Raw genomic sequence first — 19,273 nt, 5'->3', positions numbered from 1 at the left:
AATGCAATCAAATTTAATTAATTTAAAGCATACAAAACTGTACAAATTAGAAAGTGTGCTGTTTTATTGAGAATTCGTGAATTCTATTTTTAAATAGTATGAATCCTAACTTTTTTACTTTTTAAACGTGTATTGTTTAGTTTTTCAACCAAATTATCAGCTTCAGAAACTGGTACAGCAATAAAAGCACAATCTTGCTTTAATTCTATAACACCTAATTGATCTTTAGTTAAATCGCCTTTTTTAAAGAATAAACCAGCAATATCTCCTTTAGAAATCTTGTCTTTTCTTCCGCCCGAAATAAATAACGTTTCCCAATATTGCGCTTTTACTTTTTCTTTAGAAGTAATATTTGCATTGGTTGCACCTTTAATAAAATCTGGCAAATGCTCTTTTTCCCATTTTATAACATATGCAGTTCCTTTGGCATCAACTCTTGCGGTTCTACCATTTCTGTGCGTAAATTCTTCTAAACGTTCTGGAAGTTCGTAATGTGTAATAAATTTAAGTTCTGGAATGTCAATTCCTCTTGCAGCTAAATCTGTAGCAATTAAAACGCGACTGGTTCCATTTCTAAATTTTATTAAAGAGCGTTCTCTATCTTTTTGCTCCATTCCGCCAGAAAAACAACTATGACTGATTTTATTTTTCTCTAAAAAAGCACTTACATGCTGAATGCTATCTTTTAAGTTACAAAAAATAATTCCAGGTTCGCTACCAACATGTCTTAACAAGTCTAACAACGTCTGATTCTTATTTTTAGCAGGAGAACTCACAATTTTAATATCTAATTTCTTAGATTTTTTTCCTGTTAAGTAATTTAAAGTCTTTGCATTATTTAAACCCACAAAACCTGGTATTTCTGCTTCTTGCGTTGCCGAAGTTAAAATACGTTTGGTAAGATTTGGTAATTGATTAATAATTCCGCGCATTTCATATTCAAAACCAACCTCTAAAGACTTATCAAACTCATCTAAAATTAAGGTTTTTATGCTTTCTTTAGAAAAACGATCGTTTGCAAAATGGTCCGAAATTCTTCCCGGCGTTCCAATTAAAATACTTGGTGTGTGCTTAATTTCAATTTTATCCTTCGCCATAGAACGTCCGCCGTAAACCGCATTTACCTTAAAACCAGTTCCCATTTCGCGGATAACTTGCTCAATTTGAATTGCCAATTCTCTAGACGGAACCAAAATTAAAACCTGAATATCTTTATTCTCAGGATCAATTAATTTAAGCGTTGGCAACAAAAAAGCCAATGTTTTACCCGTTCCAGTAGGCGATAAAATCACTGTATTTGCAGTTTCCTCTACAACAGCAATAGCTTCATTTTGCATTTCATTTAGTTCGTAGATATTTAGTTTTGCTAAAATCTCTTCCTGTCCTTTTATATTATTTGCCATACCGTTGTAAAACTTAAATTTTGGCAAAGATAGTTAGTCTTTTACCAGAAACTCCGTTCAACTGTTTTTTTATTTTTTAGAAGCTATTTCCTGCTTTCACTACTCGCTGTTTCGTTCCTCAACGAGCTCAAACAAACCGTTCAATCAGGGCTAAACTTGTTTGCTAACTAATTAACTTTTTATGAACAATATTTTTTACTTTTGCCACAAGAAACCACAACAATGTTAGGATTACAATTCGAAACCGAAACTTCTTGGGCAGACATTGCCAAAGACAACTTACAGCAAATATTAACAGATCATGCCTTTTTAGAGCAAAAAGCTGCTTCAAATGCTGTTTCTATCATTATAAATTATTCCGAAGAAACGGAACTTGTAAAAGAAATGAGCAATATTGCTATTGAAGAAATGGAACATTTTAGAATGGTACATTTATTAATGGTAAAACGCGGAATGGTTTTAGGTAGAGAACAAAGAAACGATTATGCAATTCGTTTGCAAAAGTTTTTTAAGAAAACAGGCGACAGAACGGATGCTTTAGTGCAACGTTTATTAATTGCAGCATTAATTGAAGCCAGAAGTTGCGAGCGTTTTAAGGTGTTTTCAGAAAATATGGAAGACGAAGAATTATCTAAATTCTATAAAGATTTAATGATTTCTGAAGCCAACCATTACACAACTTTTTTAGCATTTGCACGTCAATACCAAGACCGAGCAATTGTAGATAAAAAATGGAATGCTTTAGTTGCCTTTGAAGCTGAAATGATGAAAAATCGTGGATCGGAAGCTAAAATTCATGGGTAAAATCCAATCTTAATCCATACTAAAGGAAGAAAAAAATTAGAATAAAGTATGAGAATGATTTTAACGATTAAACCATGGGTAATATTTTTAGCAATAATTATAGTTTCTACATTTTCAGAAACTATAATCGGAGATTTACTATTTGGTATTTTATTTCTATTAGTTACTTATTGGACCCTTTCTACAGGTGAAATTTTATATAATAAATTAAAAGATAAATCGATTTTAAACTTAAAGCAGTTTAAACTTCAAATTTATTTTGTTGTAACTTATCTTTTCATTGTTTTTATATTTTTAGGAGGATATGAGATTAATAACGAGAATATTTCAGAATATGGTTGGAAAGCTTGGTTAATCATTCCATTACACTTTCTTATGTTTTTCTGTATGATACACACAATTTATTTTCTATCAAAATGTATAACAACATTAAGAAATAAAAAAGAAGGTTATGGTTGGTATATGTTAGGTTTTTGGATGTTTCCAATTGGTATTTGGATTATTCAACCAAGAATAATTAAATTATTAAATAATGATTCTCCTAAACAAAATACTCTCTAAAATATGTTTTCAAAAGAAGAATCAGCACAATTACGTAAAGAGTTTTGGACAAGTTTTGGAAAATCGTTTCCAAGAAAATGGTTGTTGTACAATACCAAAATAAAAGGTTTTGCTTTTAAATTTCAGGCAGATAGAAAAAAAGCATCTGTTTGTTTGGATATTGAGCATCCAGAAGAAATACACAACGAACTTTTATACGACCAAATGTTGTCTTTAAAAGTGTTGTTAGAAACTGAAATACCAGAAGTAATTTTTGATGCAACTTTTGAATTGGAAGAAAGCAAAAAGATAATTCACCGAATTTACGTTCCGTTTGAAGGTAAGTTTAGTGTGCATAATAAAAATACTTGGAGAGATTGTTTTGAATTTTATGTAGAAACTATGCCAAAGTTTGAGCTTTTCTTTTACGAATACAAAGACTTTATTAGACAATCAGTTTCTTAAATAGTTATACTTTTATTTCATAAATACGCCCGCGTTAGCGATTGAAGTGGCATCCTTTTATGAGTTTATAAATAAAAGATATAACGGAAAGCGCGACCTGAAAGGTAACGTCCAAAATAAAAAAAGCCTGACTTTATGTTGAAAAAAATCAACTTTAAAGTCAGGCTTTAAATAGTAAAATTAAACCTTTATTAAGGTTTTTTCACAAAGATGTTTGTGTAATACCAACGTCCATCGCTGTCTTTTCTAGCAATAACATCGAAATAGTTATAATCACCTTCAATGTTTGCTCTGTGTCCATCACTAGCAATCCAAGCGTCTACAACGCCTTCTGCAGTGGTATATCCAGAAGCAACATTTTCTGCCGCACTAATAACATCTGCATTTTCTACTAAATAATTTGCACGAGTGAGAAACCCGTCGTGAGAAACTTCTTGCTCACCAATCATATAATGTGTGTGAGTAAGTGCAGGAACTTTTACAATGTTAAAGTTATTAAGTACTGGTAAGTTAATTGAAACTCTATAATCGTTAATTCGATTTAAAATTTCATTTTCTAATGAACTAGGCGCAATATATTCTACTACAGGCTCTTCAGCAGCAACAACTACTGATTCTTCACTAGAAGAACAAGATGTAATAAAAAAAATTAGGCATAGGGCAATTGGTAAGAACTTTTGTTTAGGGGAAGTAAACATAATTAATAATATTTAGGGGTTAATATTGATGCTAATTTAGTATTTCTTTTTTATTAAAAACAAATTTTATTTGAAATTTTTATAAATATTCAACAACAAAACACATAATATACTGAATATAAACCACCAATTCAACTTAATGAAAGAGAATACACTATTCTTTAAAAAAGACTTTACTTTTAATATATTTCATTAAATGTAAAACAGAAAAAAACCTCTAAGTATAAAATAAACTTAGAGGTTTTAATTCAAATAATATATAGATTTTAGCTTATAAATTGTATGCTAAAAGGATAGTTTGGTTCTTCATTATTACTTACTTTGATGGCGTTTATAATGGGGAAGATTAAATAGAAAATTCCGATTACAAAAAAGCCTATTAATCCTAATCCGAATAAAATTACTAACGGAATACAGATTAAAGCATAAATAAACATTGATATTCTAAAGTTAAGTATTTCTTTACCTTGTTTGTCCATTCCTAAAACTTCATCCTTTTTTACAAGCCAAAGTATTAATGGAACTATAAAGCCACCAATTCCTGAAACGAAATCTAATAATTGACTTAAATGGGTTAAAACGAGTAATTGTTTGTTCTTTTTCATTTTTATTGTTTTTGTAGTTGTTTGTATATATACGACGCATAATTTGCTGTTTTGTTACAGTTTTTAAAGAAATTAACGCTACTTACTCGATAATTGAGATTTAAATGTGACAAGCCTGTGTCAAAATTTTAAGGTTATTTTCAATTTAATGTCTCTTAGATTTGCCTCAAAGTAGTTTACAACTATCTTTGCACAAAAAACCATCAATTTTGAATTCTAACTTCGACGATACAATTATAGCTTTGGCAACTCCTGCAGGTGTTGGCGCAATTTCTGTTATACGCCTTTCTGGAAAAGAAGCAATTAATATTGTAGCTCCTTTTTTTAAATCGATTAGAAACAAGGATTTAACCAAACAAAAAACGCACACATTACATTTAGGTAATATTATTGATAATGAACGTATTGTAGATGAAGTTTTGGTTTCAATTTTTAAAAACCCTCACTCCTACACTGGCGAAAATGTTATTGAAATTTCTTGTCATGGTTCTAGTTTTATTCAGCAAGAAATTATTCAACTATTCTTAAAGAATGGTTGTAGAATGGCAGATAATGGAGAATTTACCATGCGTGCTTTTTTAAATGGTAAGATGGATTTAAGTCAAGCTGAAGCTGTGGCTGATGTTATTGCTTCTAATTCTGAAGCAAGTCATAAAATGGCAATTCAGCAAATGCGTGGTGGAATTACAAATGAACTAAAAGAATTGCGTGTTAAATTACTAGATTTTGCAGCTTTGATTGAATTGGAGCTCGATTTTTCTGGTGAAGATGTTGAGTTTGCAGACAGAACTAAATTTAAAGAATTGGTGACAAAAATCACCTTTGTTCTAAAACGTTTAATAGATTCTTTTGCCTTTGGAAATGCCATGAAAAACGGAATTCCTGTTGCAATAATTGGTGAGCCAAATGTTGGGAAATCCACTTTATTAAATACACTTTTAAACGAAGAAAAAGCCATAGTTTCAGACATTGCTGGTACCACCAGAGATGCTATTGAAGATGAAATGATTATTGATGGTGTTGCTTTTAGATTTATTGATACTGCCGGAATTAGAGAAACGGAAGATGTTGTAGAAAGTATCGGAATTAAAAAAGCATACGAAAAAGCAGAAAATGCACAACTAATTATTTTCTTAATTGATTCTAATAAATTCTCTCATTCTAGTGAAGAATTTTTACAAGAAATTGAAACAATTAAAGAACGTTTTCCCTATAAACGTTTGTTAGTTATTGCTAATAAAATTGATACATTATCTTGTCACGATTCTTCAATTTTACAATCTGAAATTGAAAACTTAATTTTACTTTCAGCAAAACAAAAAACAGGAATAGACGAGCTTAAAACTGAACTAACTTCTCTTGTAAATACAGGCGCTTTAAGTAATAATGAAACTATTGTTACCAATTCTCGCCATTTTGAAGCTTTAAACAATGCTTTAATTGCTATTACTTCTGTACAAGAAGGAATTGACCTAGAAATTGGAACGGATTTGTTTTCAATCGATATTAGAGAATGTTTACGCCATCTGGGCAACATTACCGGAGAATATGATGTTGATAAAGATATTCTGGGGCATATTTTTGGGAATTTTTGTATCGGGAAGTAGAATAACTTTCTTTTAGTTGATAAAAAAGGTATATGGGTTTGAAATTAAAATTAAAATTTTAAAGTTTTGACATCACCGTCTTCACTGTAAGATATTGTAAATGAAAATGTTTTTAAGTTTGCATTTAACGCTGCTGTAGCATTTTTATAAACCCATAAAATACTTAGCGTTTCTTCTGAGGTGTTTTTTATTTTAATCTCTCCAGAAAATGCTGACAAAGTGTTCCTTAAACGAATTATTTTAAGTTGATTTTTAACAATATCTTTTTTAATACCTTCTTCAATATCTTTATCTGTAAGGGTTGTTCTATTAATTTCTTTATGACCTCCACTACCGCCTTTATCAGCTGCTATATAATTATTTTTTCCAGCAAAAAGGTCTAAATACCAAATTTGAGGAATACCAGGCATAAAAAGTTGAATTGCTCTTGCAAGCAATAATTTATTTTCATTTTCTCCTAATGCACTAAAGAAAGTAGCGTTAACTTGATAATAAGATATTTTCTTTCCTGATGGATCATATAAGTTTTTAACACGTCCTCCTCGCTCAATAATTGTATTCATTACAGTATCTAGCTCAGAATCCTCTAACAAACCTTTATTAAAAGTTCCATTTACTTCTTTTCCTTTTAAATCTAAAACCGGAATACCATCATGGCATCCTAACATATTAACGGTTTTATATCCTTTTTCTACAATTTCATTTATCCAATTTAAAAGAGCTTTGTTTGTTGCACTTTCTATAGTGTGAATCATTAATCCTGGTAAGAAAAAATCGTAGATTTGATACCCTTCTTTTGCAACTTCATCATGTAAATCTAAACCATATTCTGCATGAATTTCTGGTAATAGTATTAAATCATTTTTCTTTGCTATCTCATTAATCCTATCTAAATAATTCCAAGTACCTGGTTTGTTAAAAAAATTAGTTTGCCCAATTTCTTTGTGTAAATAAGAAAAAGCATCTAATCGTAAAATTTTACAACCAAAACTTTTTACTTTTTTTAAGGTTTCTTCATAAAAATCCCAAACTAACTCTGACTTGGCATTTACATCCATTTGACCTAAAAAGGATTTATTTTTTTTAACTATTTTTAAAATATCTGTCTTTAAAATATTTTTTTCTTCAAAATCTAGAATAGTAATATCTTCTTTATTTTGAATTGCAATATTTATTTTTTGACATATATCTTTTTTATCTTCAAGGGTTATACTTGAAAATAAATCTAAATCACTTATTTGAATCCTTTGATAATTTACTTCCTGATAAAAAGTATTCCAATATGGTTTTTCTTCACCATTTGGAAAAGGTACTTTTAAAATTGGAAGTCCAGATTTTCTCATAAATAACTTATTAAGAAATTCTTCTTTTGGTATTATAATTCCATCGTTATTTAAGGTTCCATTATCTTTCCAAAAAGTATTCCAATTAATAAAAAAATCTTTATATTTTGATTTCTCACCATTAGCCAATAAATCTATAAATTGCGGAGAATTAACCGATAAATGGTTTAAAACAATATCAAATTTTAGTTCAATATTTAAATCTTCTAGCGCTTTTAAATCTTGTGTTGCAACTAGTTCTTCATTTAAGTTATAATCTATTATAGAAAAACCTCTATCTAAATCACTATTAAAAAAGGTTGGCAATATGTAAAATAAAGAAAAGACATCTTTAAACTCTCTTCTTTGGAGCATCTTAACGGTGTCACTTAATTTATGACCTATACTATCTGGGTATGCGTTTAGCATTACTCCGTTAGAAATAGTGTTTTTATTTTCTAGTTTCATAAAATGATATTATTTGGAAGAGACTTATAAAAGCTTTGATAAAATATTAATATTATCCGGTAACCTACCTACATTTTGAAGCTTTAAAGCTGCTAACTTTAATGCCACATGCAAACATTCTAGCATTGGTTTTTCTTTAATATAAGCAAATAAAAAGCCTGACCAGAATGCATCTCCTGCTCCAGTAGTGTCCATTATTGTTTCTACTTTTATAGCTGGTAATTGAATTATTTCATGTCCTTTTTGAGATAATTTAACACCTTTACTTCCTAATGTTAAACAAATCGTTTCTACGCCTTCATTATGAAAGAAGTCAAAAATTTCTTGATGTGGTAATTCTTTACCAAATAATCGTAACATATCATCTTCACTAATTTTAATTAATGGATTATATTTACAATATGCTTTAATTACTTTTACGGCCTGTTCTTTACTTTCCCATAATTTGTCTGAATAGTTAAGATCTACACTTAATTTACATCCTAATTTAAAAGCTTCTTTAGCTTTTTGTAGTATTGTAGATTGCGCAGGTTCTTTACTCAAAGCAAAACATGTTGTATGAAATATCTTTGTTCTAAGAAGTGTTTCTTTAGATATCTGATCTTCTGTAATATAAGAATCTGATTCCCGAAAAGGGATAAAATCTGGAGTTCCTTGAGATTTAGAAACAAAAATTACACTAGTAGGTTTTTTATCATGTTTTTTAATATTAGTGGTATCTACACCAACTTCATTTAATCGCATAAAAATATATTGCCCAAATCCATCATTTCCTACTGTAGAAATCATTGTGGATTTTAAACCTAATCTTGCAGAATTCATTGCTACGTTGGTTGGAGAACCTCCTAAATACCTATGATAGTCTCTGGTATTACTTATAAGTGCATCTTTTTGATGGCCAATGAAATCTACTAAGACTTCTCCAACACATAAAATGTCGATATTATTATTTTCCAATTGTATGTTATTTTATGTAAAAAAGTTAATCTACTACTACTTTTTACTTTTAATAAAAAGAGTAAGAATTGCACTTATTACTAGTAAAACACCAGCAAAAGTAATTGCATTTCTTGGATCGTTATTTAAAAAATTCTTTAAGATAAATCCAAAAGATAATGTTTGTATAATCATTGGGATTACAATCATCATATTAATAATTCCCATGTAAACACCATAACGTTCTTTAGGTATTTCTGAAACTATCATTAAATAGGGTATTCCCATTATACTTGCCCAACCAATACCAAAACCGGTGATAGCAAAAAGTAGCATGTTTTTTTCTTCTATATGTGGAAATGCTAAAAAACCTACTGCAGCTATTATTAAACAAAAAGCGTGAACTTTTTTAGGGCTTATTTTTTTTGCAAAACCAACTAAAGCAAATGCTACTAAAAAAGTGACAACATTATACCAACCATTTACTAAAGCTCCCCAACCTACAGCTTCGCTATAAAGCTCTGTATCATCTGGAGTGGCATTCCAAACAGAAAGCGCTATACTTTTAGATGAATTTTGCCAATAACAAAATAAAGCATACCATTGAAACAAATAAACTAATGCTAATTGCCACATAACTTTTGGCATATCTTTAATAGCAGAAAATATTTCTACTATTGAGCCATATGCACTTACTTTTTCTGTCTTAAGTTTTTCTAATTCTTCTGGCGATGGTGGAATTTCATCAGTTTTACTTATACTCCACAATACAGAAGCAATAGAACAAAAGGCGCCAAGGAAAAAAGAATAATAAACCCATGTAGGTAATTCGCCTGTGCCAAATAAACCTATTTGTCCCATAAAAAAGAAAGTGAAAGCAAATATGGATAGATTTACCAATACTTGTCCTAAGCCTGTAAAAAAGCTTTGCATCTGAAAACCTAAAGGTTGCTGATCATCATTTAATTTATCTGCAATAAGAGCACGATAAGGCTCCATTGCTGTATTATTACCAACATCTAAAATCCATAACAAACCTGCTGCCATCCATAAAGCACTACTGTATGGAAATATAAGTAAGGTTAAACTACATATAATAGCTCCAATTAAGAAGTAAGGTTTACGTCTTCCAAATCTTGGACTCCATGTTTTATCACTTAATGCTCCAATAATTGGCTGAACTAACAAACCTGTTACTGGGCCAGCAAGGTGTAAAATTGGAATTTGATCTGGACTAGCTCCTAAAAAATCGTAAATTGGTGTTATTGCACTTTGTTGTAAACCAAAACTATACTGAATTCCAAAGAACCCAACATTCATGTTTAGTATCTGCCAGAAAGTTAAACTTGGTTTTTTTAACATCTTTTTTATTTTAGTCTTTGTTGTTTAATAAAAAAGAGTCAATGAAGAATTACACTGACCCTTTTTCTCTTAATTCAAACTTAATTTAATAATTACAAACTAATACTTAAAATGTGTATTGTAATGTTAAAGCTGATGAACGACCTGTAATAGATCTTGCTCTAACATAACGATCTGTTCCGTTAATTGCTATACCATCTTGACCTTCTACTTCTGTAATACCTACAGTGTCAAAAAGGTTGTTAATATTTAAAGATAAAGATAAACCTTTGGTAAGACCAACTCTTCCTAAAAGATTAATATAAGCATAACCTGGTTGTACTAAATCATTTGCATCTGTTGCATAAGATTCAGTTGTACCTAATACTGTAAGCGCTAGTAAATGTTGTTTTTCTACTCCAAAAGAATATGTAGGCGCCAAATTATAAACTAAATCTGCCTGTCTTCTTGGTTTGTTACCATCATTTGCTCCATTACCTCCTCTATCTTCTTTAATTTTAGCATTGGTATAGGTTGCAGAACCATTTATTGAAAAATCTCCAAACCTAAAGGCACTTTCTACCTCTAAACCTGTAGCTGTGTATTTACTACCTACAGTATTTTGTAATTCAAAACCAGCAGCTTCATCTGTTACCGATGAAAAACCTGTTACGTTAAGTGTTCCTTTTTCAAAACGTTTTTTATATCCAACTTCAAACTGAGATACTTCATCATATTGTACATCTGCTGTACCGTCTGTATTATATCCGTTTCTATCTGCTGCTCTACCTGAAGCTCCTTTACTATATCTACCAAATACTGCTGAACCTTCATCAATTTTATAATTTAAACCTGCTGAATATGAAGTAAAACTATATTCATCTGAAACAATTTGATTTTGATTTGGTTGTACAATTGGCACTGCCATTTCTATGGCTTCAATTGTATTGTTGTTATTTACATCAAATTCTCCTACTTGATTTGTTGTAGCGATTGTACCATCTACTTTTACATTTTCAAAACGAATACTTCCATCAAAATTTAATTTTGGAGTTAAATCTGCATCTAAACCTACATATGGAGCGTTTACTGAATGTTGAGTGTTGTATTTACGTTGACAACAATTTCCCCAAACCGGAGTACCATAAGCATATTGACCTCCTCTAGATAAACCCTCTACATTTACTAACCTTGCGTCTCCACCACCTTTTACTTCTTGTAAAAAAGAGTTCCATTGCCAAGATATTTTTGTGTTTTGAGTAGCCGTAAAATATCCAGCAGTAACTGCAACTTTATCGCCTAATTTTTTACTTACCTTTATATCATTCATTACATTACTTAAATCGTCTATCGTAGTGTCAAAAACATGGATATTTTGAATTAAACCGTTTGCAGGAGCATATGCGTCTCCATTATCTGCATAAGTTAATGTTGCTGGTTGTGGTATTGGTAATCCTGCTACAAAAGCATTTGTTTCACCAAATCCTGCTGAAAAAGGAGCTATAAAGGCACCATTGTTTATTGCAATTCTACCATTATTTCTTACTTTCCATCCTTCACCAAGATCAAAAGAAAACTCTACACCTATAGATTTAGATATAACATTATTACCATCTCTTACATCTCTAGATTGTCTGTTTCTATCACTACTTGTTGGACCAGAACTTTCTTGTAAATATTTAGATTGTAAAGCATCTGTAGTAATATCAAAACCAGGCAAGTTAGCGTATGTTGGATTATCATCTGTACCTTGTAATAACATTGGCATTGGCATATACATTGCTGTTTTATCATTTAAAAACTTAACATATGTTCTTATAAAACCAGACTTAAACCTCTTTGTAAGATTGGCTTTAATTTGCCCACCCTTATTGGCATTAAAGCCTGTTGCTCTTGGCCCTTCGCCAGTTCTTAAAAACCCACCTACATGGTAAGACAAACCGTTTTCTAACGGTGTACCATATTCAAAATCTACTCTATTTGTATTAAAATCTAAACCTACTGTTGTACTTACAGAACCACCTTCTGTTTTTCCTGTCTTACTAATCAAGTTAATAATTCCTGCAGGTCCATTTGAAGTTTGTGTTGAGGCAGAACCTCCTCTAATTGCCTCTACTCTAGCAACATTACGATCTGCTCTTAACCAGTTATCTGAATTTCCAAAAGAAGTATCTCCAAATAAATTTAAAGGTAATCCGTCTTCTTGTAATTGTAAATATCTTGATCCACCAGAAGAAACAGGTACACCACGTACATTAAAATTAGAATTTCCTTCTCCTGCTGAAGATTCTGCACGAACTCCAGGTATATTTCTAAAAATTTCACTAGTGGTTCTTGGAGAAGACTGTGCTATTACTTTTGCATTAATTGTAGAAATAGAAACACTAGACTCTAATTTAGATTTAGGATTTACAACTCCTGTAACTATTACTTCATCTAATGATTGAGCGTTTTCCTTAATAACAACATCTATATTTAAATTTGAAGAATTTACTGTAATCTCTTTTGTAAAATTATCAAAACCTACAAATGAAGCTACCAATGTATAAGTTCCGTTTGCTACATTTCTAATTTCAAAATTTCCATCAAAATCTGAGTCTGCTCCAAGGGAAACTCCTTTTAAAAGAACGTTTGCTCCAGGTATTGGGTCTCCATTTTGATCTTTTACAGACCCAGAAACTGTAGACTGTGCAATAATTGCTGTTGTTGACAGTAAAAATACCATCAAAACAAGAAGTTTAAAGTGTATTTGATTTTTCATATTAGTGTGAATTTAATAAAAATTAGGTTATTTTTTTGATAAATCTACATTAACAGCTCAATAAAATATCAAAAAACAAATCGAAAACGTTTTCGATTTACCGAAAACGTTTTCGATTTAATTATTTTCATTATATTTATAGGAGAAAAATTCACTTTAAAAAAACACCCTTTGGTTACACTTAAACAAATTGCAGAAGAATTAGGAATTTCTGTGACAACAGTATCAAAAGCCTTAAAAGGATACAAAGACGTTAGTAAAAAAACAAAGAAATTAGTAAAAGAAACTGCTTCTATGTTAAATTACAAACCAAACTCTTTTGCTGTAAATTTAAGAACAAAAGAATCTAAAACCATTGGTTTGATAATTCCTGAAATTGTGCATCATTTTTTTTCAAGTGTTATAAAAGGCATTATTGAACAAGCAGAAAAAAAAGGATATTTAGTAATTATTCTTCAATCAAATGAATCTTATGAATTAGAAAAAAAACAAATAGATTTATTACTTAGCAAAAGAGTTGATGGTATTTTAATTTCATTAGCAAACGGAACCGGAGACTATAAGCATTTAACAGAAATTATTGAACAAGAAACACCAATTGTAATGTTTGATAAAATTGCTAAAGTTGTACAATGCTCTAAAGTAATTATAGACGACAGAAAAGCTGCATACCAAGCCACCAAACATCTTATTGATGTTGGTTGTAAAAGAATTGCACACTTTAGAGGTCCTTTATTACCGCAAAATTCTATAGATCGTTTTTTAGGTTATAAACAAGCATTAACAGACCATAATTTACCATATGATTCTTCTTTGGTGTATTTACTAGATGATATGAGTTTTGAAGAAGGCGCTTTTTTTGCAAATCAACTTTTAATAGACCATAAAGACGTAGATGGAATATTTATAAATACAGATTTAGTTGCCATTGGTGCTATCTCAGAATTTAACAAGAAAGGCATAAAAATTCCAGAAGAAATTAATATTATAGGTTTTAGCAATTGGTTTATGGCATCAGTAATTTCACCTTCTTTAACTACTGTTAATCAGCCTGGTTTTGAAATGGGAAAAAAAGCCTTTAAAATATTATATAAAGAAATAAAAGATAAAAAGAAGAATAAAACAATTAGCCATAAAGAAATAGTATTAGACACCGAATTAGTAATAAGAGAATCTACAAATTAAAATCTATTAGATTTCTCTATTTAAAAGCTCTGAGAATTTATTATATAATTCTAACTAAATCTTATACCTATACTCTACCCTAACTTACTAGAAACTTTATTTAAAAAGCAAATTACATTTTGTATTAGAAAATAGATTTGTTTTCTTTAGAATTCTTTAATAATCAAAAAAATGACAGTTCAAGATTTAATAGGTGAATTTCAAATAATCGGAAGTAACCAAAATGAAGATGAGAAAACCTACAAAGGAACTTTGTCTTTAACTTTGGATGAAAATAACAGAATTATTGCAAAATGGCTGATAAACAAAAGTCAACAACAATTTGGAACAGGTTTTTTTAAAGATAATATTTTAGTCATTAACTTTAATTATCAAGGCGATGAAAACAGCATTTATAAAGGCGTGGTTGTTTATAGATGTATTTCTAAAGATATCTTAGACGGTTTTTGGTCTGAGGAATTTGGAAATCCTTTATTTCTTGGTGAAGAACGATGTTTTAGAATCAAAAAGAATGAACTAATTAATTAACTATGAAATGCCCTTGTAATCCTTCAAAATTATATGAATCTTGTTGTAAAAAAGCACACTTACAAATTAAAAGTGTAACAACACCAGAAGCTTTAATGCGCTCTAGATATAGCGCGTTTGTATTGGCTAATATTGACTATTTACAAAAAAGTCATCATAGCTCAACCAGACCTTCTAAACTTGAAAAAAAGGAAATATTAGATTGGACAAAATCTGTAGAATGGATAAAATTAGATGTTTTACAAACTACAGAAAACAACGTTGAGTTTAAAGCTTATTTTTATGAAAACGGATCTTTAAATGTTATCCATGAAAATTCCCATTTTGTGAAAGAAAATAATTATTGGGTGTATAAAAGTGCATTATAAAAAGTAATTTCTTAAAGAATATAATATCTTAATTTTTCTTAGTTGAATTATTTAATTTAGCACGAATTTCAATTGCCTTTTCTTCAGTAATATCATAACTACGCATTACAAACATAGCTGCTAATGTACCTATAATTGGAAAAAATGTATAAAACAACCTCATACCTGTTATGGCACCTTCAGGTTGTGTAGAAGCGTCAGGTGTATATCCAACCCAAGCCATAAAAACTCCACTTAAAAGCCCAGCAATTGCAAATCCGAATTTTACCATCCACCAATAAATAGCCCCAAAAGCTCCTTCTCTTCTCAAACCTGTATTTAATTCATCTAAATCAATAACATCAGCAGTCATAGACATCATTAAAGTGAACAAACCACCAATACCAAAAGAAAAGAAAGGTAAGGCAAATAAAAACATATAAGGTTTACCTGGTATAAACAGAAACCAAAATAAAATGTAACCGATTATTGAAATACCTTGTGATAGCATAAATGTTTTCTTTTTTCCTAATTTTATCGCAATTCTATCAATAATAGGAATAACTATAAATGTGGTAACCAAAGCTCCAACACTACCATGCAGCGTTGGCCAAATACCTGCAGCAGCTGCATCTCCATTAAATAAATATGATACAATTATAAAAAATGAAAAAGCAGCAATAGTCATAAATGAATTGTAAATCAAAAAAGTAGCAATACATAATTTTCTAAATTGTTTAATACGAAAAGCTTCTTTAAAGCTTCCAATAATTTTACCAAAACTTTTAGAAATATTAGTTCTGTTGATAGGTGTAAAATCAGTATTGTTTACGGTAGATTCACTTTTTATAAAAATTGCAGGAATAATTGCCAATAATGTACAAAATGCTGCAACATAATACGATAGTTCTCTTGTAGCCGCTGGCGCACTTTCAAATAAATCGGGATCATAAATAATAATCCAGAACCAAGGAACAATTACCCATGCCCATTGACCAATCATTTGTGCAATGGCCATAATACGAGTTCTTTCATGAAAATCATCACTCATTTCATAGCCCATAGCTACGTAAGGTACACTAAAAATGGTAAGTCCTAAATAGAAAATAAATGACCAAACCATGAAATATGTGAAATTATACATTAATCCGTTTTCCGGGTACAACTGCCACATTGCTATAAATGAAATACCCATAAGTATACCACCAATAAATACAAAGTGCCTACGTCTACCCCATTTAGATTTTGTATTATCTGAAATAAAACCCATAATAGGATCGGTAAAAGCATCGAAAATACGAGGAGCAAAAAATATTATTCCCCACATTAACGGAGAAAAACCTAACCCTTTTACCAAAACCATCATAAAGATTTGCAAGGCAGCAGGAAACATTTGATTAGCAAGCATACCAAACCCAAAAGCAAGTTTTTGCTCCATAGGTACTTTATTTTTAACTCCTTTTTTATTTTTAGCCATTTGTGTTAATTTAGTTAGTTAAAATTATGGTTTGTATTGCTTGTGGATTAATAGACATTTGTTTGTTTTTATCACCTAAGTATAATGAAAAATGTTTTTCATTTAAACCTTCATTAAATACTACAACTGCAATAGAGTTATCTGGGTTTTTAACGGCAGTTACCATTAGTTCTTTGTGTGAAATAGATACATCAATAACGTTAGCATTTGGTCTAATATATTTACTAAAATGTGCCATTGTATAGTAGATTGGTGTTAAGTACACCTGATCATTTTCCGGATCTACAATAATTGGAGCTGCACACCAGTTTTCAAACCAATTTGGCCCACCTTTTCTATCTAGCACCATATTCCAGTCTATCCAACCATCTACCCAATTATTTAAACAACCAATAATATCTCTTGCATAACGATTTACTGGAGCGTATTTTGGATGTAAATATTTTTTCTCTGGTTCTCTCCAATCAAACCCCCAATCTGTAGCTTCTTTAGACCAATACCAGGCATCATCTTTCCATTTTGGCACTTCAGAATCTATACAACCCTCGGTTTCAATTAAATATTTATTAGGTGCTTTTTTATGCGCATATTGTAATGCTTTTGGATAATAATTATAAGTACTTTCGTACCAATGTATTGCGGTTCCAGCAAAGTATTTAGAGGATGCTTCGTCTTTAAACATAACATCTACCCATTCATTTAATCCAGCTCTATTTTGGTCGTACCCTAAAATTTTTATGTTTCCTTTTCCTTCTGCTTCTAATTTTGGCCCTAAATGGTTTTGAACAAAATCTGTCTCCTCTTCTGGAGTAAAATGCATGCTTTCCCAATTATTACCATTACCATGAGGCTCATTAACAGGTGTTAATCCCCAAATATCAATACCTTCTGCTTTATAAGCATCTAAATATTTATCAAAATAAGTTGCAAAAATGTCGTAGTATTTTGGCAATAATTTTCCACCAACATATTTTTTATTATCTTTCATCCAAGGTGGTGAAGTCCAAGGAGATGCTACTATTTTAAATCCGTCTTTAGAAATAGCCATTGCATCTTTTATCATCGGAATTAAATCGTCTCGGTCTTCTTCAATAGTAAAATCTTTTAATTCAATATCACCTTCAGTTGGTGCATACGTGTAATTATTCAAAGAAAAATCGCAAGATGCTATATGTGTTCTTGTTAAAGAATATTTTGCACCAGATTCTCCAAAATATGCTTCAAGAACTTTTGCTCTATTTTCTTTACCTAAACGATTAAGTAAATAGGCTGAAGATTCTGTAAAAGAGCCACCAATACCTGTAATTTTTTGGTACGTTTTGTCAGGATTAAGAGTTATTTTTATAGGTTTTTCTACTGAAGTAAATTCAGTTATAACATCCATTTTATTTCCAGATGCAGAAGTTTCTATAACCTTAACTTCTAATTCCTTATTAGAACATGAAGCATTTAATACAACTAATAATATTAAAACTATATTTTTCATAAGTGTTTATTATTTTTTAATTCGCATTAACTATTATTTTATTTACTGATGGTATTAAAACATCTTTTAGTAACATTCTCTTATCTCCATTATATGTTTTAGTAATTAGTTTACCGCTTCTTGTTAATCCTTTAAAAACTTCTTTATCAACTAAATTCCAAAGCACGTATTTTGCTTTACCCTCAATAGTAAATAACCCAAAATGATTTTCTGATCCGTTAGGATTTTGAGCATCTTTCCAGTTTTCATCAAAAGCTTCAAAATAAAAACAAGATATTCCTTCTTCTTTTGTCCATTCTCTCATATGTTTATAAAATAGTGCTTCTTTATATTCATCTGTTGCTTTAGAACCAGTAATACCATAATGTCCGCCTGAAAAACTTGCCCAACCTGTCTCGCCAATATGTATTGGTTTATTAACTCTTAAACTTTTTATGTAATCTTTTACACTTTTATATTGAGAAATTGCATATTCTTTAGAACGTAACATAGCTGCGTCTATCTGTTCAATTTTAGATAATTCTTGTTCATTTTCTATAGTTCCCCAAAAAACAGGATTGTAGTGTGTATCATGCATTGGATATGTATGCATTGAAATATAATCTACAGCATTAATTAATTTATCTAAATCTTCGGTATGATAACTATCATCTCCGCCGCCCCAAGAAGCAAAATTATCTGAACTTGTAATCCATAAATCTTTTGATAATTCTCCAGACTTTTTTAATTCTTGTAAATGATTAACCCATTTTAAAATTACATTTGGCTGCACATAATATGATGTAGCCCATTTTACCATAGCTTCATTACCAACAGCTATAATTTTAACTATATCTGGATATTGTTTTGCCAAAGAAATAGTTGTAGCAATTTCAATTGAGTTTCTGTCGCTTTCTTCATTATGATTTGGTTCTCCTTGAGACCAATTAAAAGCATTTTTACAATCTATCCAAGCACCTAACATTACATACATTTCAAAACTAGCATCTTCTTTTTTAAGTTGATGAATTGCTTCTAATAAATTAGCCGCTTGTGAAAAATGAACATTGTATGTTCTTACAATTCTGATTCCCATTGCATGAAGAATTTTCATATCTTCTTGCAACTCTGCTATTGTTGGTTGAACATCTCTAGAATTAGTTCTATAACCACCATAAGAAATTGCTAAATAATCTGGATTTCCTAAAATTTCTTTAGCAGATAAATTCTTTTGTGTTTCTTTTTCATCTTTCTTTTCTTGAGAAATACAAGAAAACAAAAACAAAGCAACTATTAATAATATGTTATTTATGGTTTTCAA

At 30.3% G+C, this 19,273-nt stretch carries 17 protein-coding genes; 7 read left to right on the top strand and 10 right to left on the bottom strand.

All coding sequences use genetic code 11. The features are described 5' to 3' along the window. Nucleotides 1–89 precede the first annotated feature (89 nt). Nucleotides 90–1,403 carry a DEAD/DEAH box helicase gene (locus tag L1S33_RS06535; protein WP_240561738.1) on the bottom strand — a complete coding sequence of 438 codons (1,314 nt, stop codon included), beginning with the start codon at nucleotides 1,401–1,403 and terminating at the stop codon, nucleotides 90–92. A gap of 222 nt (nucleotides 1,404–1,625) precedes the next feature. On the opposite strand from L1S33_RS06535, the gene miaE reads away from it, so the two are divergent. The 3 genes from miaE to L1S33_RS06520 are packed head-to-tail and all read left to right on the top strand — an operon-like array spanning nucleotide 1,626 to nucleotide 3,212. Then, nucleotides 1,626–2,207, top strand: a complete 582-nt coding sequence (gene miaE, locus L1S33_RS06530) for a tRNA-(ms[2]io[6]A)-hydroxylase (RefSeq protein WP_240561737.1) — start codon at nucleotides 1,626–1,628, stop codon at nucleotides 2,205–2,207. Between the two features lie 54 nt (nucleotides 2,208–2,261). Further along, nucleotides 2,262–2,768, top strand: a complete 507-nt coding sequence (locus L1S33_RS06525; RefSeq protein ID WP_240561736.1) for a hypothetical protein — start codon at nucleotides 2,262–2,264, stop codon at nucleotides 2,766–2,768. Nucleotides 2,769–2,771: 3 nt separating this feature from the next. Continuing rightward, the gene (locus L1S33_RS06520) at nucleotides 2,772–3,212 is read left to right on the top strand and encodes a DUF4268 domain-containing protein (protein ID WP_240561735.1); all 441 of its coding nucleotides are present in this window, start codon (nucleotides 2,772–2,774) and stop codon (nucleotides 3,210–3,212) included. A gap of 191 nt (nucleotides 3,213–3,403) precedes the next feature. Here L1S33_RS06520 and L1S33_RS06515 read toward each other — a convergent pair whose 3' ends face one another. Together L1S33_RS06515 and L1S33_RS06510 are read right to left on the bottom strand one after the other, a co-directional pair. Then, the gene (locus L1S33_RS06515; RefSeq protein WP_240561734.1) at nucleotides 3,404–3,910 is read right to left on the bottom strand and encodes a CAP domain-containing protein; all 507 of its coding nucleotides are present in this window, start codon (nucleotides 3,908–3,910) and stop codon (nucleotides 3,404–3,406) included. 266 nt (nucleotides 3,911–4,176) lie between these two features. Continuing rightward, nucleotides 4,177–4,515 (bottom strand): DUF4870 domain-containing protein, encoded by a 339-nt coding sequence (locus L1S33_RS06510; RefSeq protein ID WP_240552193.1) that lies wholly within the window; start codon nucleotides 4,513–4,515, stop codon nucleotides 4,177–4,179. 209 nt (nucleotides 4,516–4,724) lie between these two features. Here L1S33_RS06510 and mnmE point away from each other — a divergent pair, with 209 nt between their 5' ends. Then, the gene (gene mnmE, locus L1S33_RS06505; RefSeq protein WP_240561733.1) at nucleotides 4,725–6,122 is read left to right on the top strand and encodes a tRNA uridine-5-carboxymethylaminomethyl(34) synthesis GTPase MnmE; all 1,398 of its coding nucleotides are present in this window, start codon (nucleotides 4,725–4,727) and stop codon (nucleotides 6,120–6,122) included. Nucleotides 6,123–6,172: 50 nt separating this feature from the next. On the opposite strand, the gene L1S33_RS06500 is transcribed toward mnmE, so the two are convergent. The 4 genes from L1S33_RS06500 to L1S33_RS06485 form a co-directional block, all read right to left on the bottom strand. Continuing rightward, on the bottom strand, nucleotides 6,173–7,912 hold the full coding sequence (locus tag L1S33_RS06500) for an alpha-amylase family protein (RefSeq protein WP_240561732.1): 1,740 nt from the start codon (nucleotides 7,910–7,912) through the stop codon (nucleotides 6,173–6,175). Nucleotides 7,913–7,936: 24 nt separating this feature from the next. After that, nucleotides 7,937–8,869, bottom strand: a complete 933-nt coding sequence (locus L1S33_RS06495) for a carbohydrate kinase family protein (protein ID WP_240561731.1) — start codon at nucleotides 8,867–8,869, stop codon at nucleotides 7,937–7,939. A 36-nt stretch (nucleotides 8,870–8,905) separates the two neighbouring features. Next, nucleotides 8,906–10,210, bottom strand: a complete 1,305-nt coding sequence (locus tag L1S33_RS06490) for an MFS transporter (RefSeq protein WP_240561730.1) — start codon at nucleotides 10,208–10,210, stop codon at nucleotides 8,906–8,908. 106 nt (nucleotides 10,211–10,316) lie between these two features. Further along, nucleotides 10,317–12,950, bottom strand: coding sequence for a TonB-dependent receptor (locus tag L1S33_RS06485; protein ID WP_240561729.1), 2,634 nt, complete (start codon nucleotides 12,948–12,950; stop codon nucleotides 10,317–10,319). Nucleotides 12,951–13,121: 171 nt separating this feature from the next. Between L1S33_RS06485 and L1S33_RS06480 the strand changes: the two genes are divergently transcribed. The 3 genes from L1S33_RS06480 (at nucleotide 13,122) to L1S33_RS06470 (ending at nucleotide 15,031) form a co-directional block, all read left to right on the top strand. Beyond that, on the top strand, nucleotides 13,122–14,135 hold the full coding sequence (locus L1S33_RS06480; RefSeq protein ID WP_240552187.1) for a LacI family DNA-binding transcriptional regulator: 1,014 nt from the start codon (nucleotides 13,122–13,124) through the stop codon (nucleotides 14,133–14,135). Nucleotides 14,136–14,306: 171 nt separating this feature from the next. After that, nucleotides 14,307–14,663 carry a hypothetical protein gene (locus L1S33_RS06475; RefSeq protein ID WP_240561715.1) on the top strand — a complete coding sequence of 119 codons (357 nt, stop codon included), beginning with the start codon at nucleotides 14,307–14,309 and terminating at the stop codon, nucleotides 14,661–14,663. A 2-nt stretch (nucleotides 14,664–14,665) separates the two neighbouring features. Beyond that, nucleotides 14,666–15,031, top strand: coding sequence for a YchJ family protein (locus L1S33_RS06470; RefSeq protein WP_240561728.1), 366 nt, complete (start codon nucleotides 14,666–14,668; stop codon nucleotides 15,029–15,031). 28 nt (nucleotides 15,032–15,059) lie between these two features. Here L1S33_RS06470 and L1S33_RS06465 read toward each other — a convergent pair whose 3' ends face one another. Genes L1S33_RS06465 through L1S33_RS06455 form a run of 3 tightly spaced genes read right to left on the bottom strand, consistent with a single transcriptional unit; the run spans nucleotide 15,060 to nucleotide 19,273 of the window. After that, nucleotides 15,060–16,487 (bottom strand): MFS transporter, encoded by a 1,428-nt coding sequence (locus L1S33_RS06465; protein ID WP_240561727.1) that lies wholly within the window; start codon nucleotides 16,485–16,487, stop codon nucleotides 15,060–15,062. A gap of 10 nt (nucleotides 16,488–16,497) precedes the next feature. Beyond that, nucleotides 16,498–17,973, bottom strand: coding sequence for a glycoside hydrolase family 30 protein (locus tag L1S33_RS06460; RefSeq protein ID WP_240561726.1), 1,476 nt, complete (start codon nucleotides 17,971–17,973; stop codon nucleotides 16,498–16,500). A gap of 16 nt (nucleotides 17,974–17,989) precedes the next feature. Then, nucleotides 17,990–19,273, bottom strand: a complete 1,284-nt coding sequence (locus L1S33_RS06455) for a glycosyl hydrolase family 17 protein (protein WP_240561725.1) — start codon at nucleotides 19,271–19,273, stop codon at nucleotides 17,990–17,992.

It is taken from the genome of Tenacibaculum aquimarinum, from assembly GCF_022478115.1.
In the GTDB taxonomy this organism is placed as follows: domain Bacteria; phylum Bacteroidota; class Bacteroidia; order Flavobacteriales; family Flavobacteriaceae; genus Polaribacter; species Polaribacter aquimarinum_A.
The sequence above is the reverse complement of the archived record's forward strand: the minus strand, read 5'-3'. Positions and strand labels throughout refer to the sequence as shown.

Bases quoted from the DNA above. Each gene is read 5' to 3' on its own strand.
- L1S33_RS06535 (WP_240561738.1), bottom strand. From the start codon at position 1,403: ATGGCAAATAATATAAAAGGACAGGAAGAGATTTTAGCAAAACTAAAT.
- miaE (WP_240561737.1), top strand. From the start codon at position 1,626: ATGTTAGGATTACAATTCGAAACCGAAACTTCTTGGGCAGACATTGCC.
- L1S33_RS06525 (WP_240561736.1), top strand. From the start codon at position 2,262: ATGATTTTAACGATTAAACCATGGGTAATATTTTTAGCAATAATTATA.
- L1S33_RS06520 (WP_240561735.1), top strand. From the start codon at position 2,772: ATGTTTTCAAAAGAAGAATCAGCACAATTACGTAAAGAGTTTTGGACA.
- L1S33_RS06515 (WP_240561734.1), bottom strand. From the start codon at position 3,910: ATGTTTACTTCCCCTAAACAAAAGTTCTTACCAATTGCCCTATGCCTA.
- L1S33_RS06510 (WP_240552193.1), bottom strand. From the start codon at position 4,515: ATGAAAAAGAACAAACAATTACTCGTTTTAACCCATTTAAGTCAATTA.
- L1S33_RS06500 (WP_240561732.1), bottom strand. From the start codon at position 7,912: ATGAAACTAGAAAATAAAAACACTATTTCTAACGGAGTAATGCTAAAC.
- L1S33_RS06490 (WP_240561730.1), bottom strand. From the start codon at position 10,210: ATGTTAAAAAAACCAAGTTTAACTTTCTGGCAGATACTAAACATGAAT.
- L1S33_RS06485 (WP_240561729.1), bottom strand. From the start codon at position 12,950: ATGAAAAATCAAATACACTTTAAACTTCTTGTTTTGATGGTATTTTTA.
- L1S33_RS06475 (WP_240561715.1), top strand. From the start codon at position 14,307: ATGACAGTTCAAGATTTAATAGGTGAATTTCAAATAATCGGAAGTAAC.
- L1S33_RS06470 (WP_240561728.1), top strand. From the start codon at position 14,666: ATGAAATGCCCTTGTAATCCTTCAAAATTATATGAATCTTGTTGTAAA.
- L1S33_RS06465 (WP_240561727.1), bottom strand. From the start codon at position 16,487: ATGGCTAAAAATAAAAAAGGAGTTAAAAATAAAGTACCTATGGAGCAA.
- L1S33_RS06460 (WP_240561726.1), bottom strand. From the start codon at position 17,973: ATGAAAAATATAGTTTTAATATTATTAGTTGTATTAAATGCTTCATGT.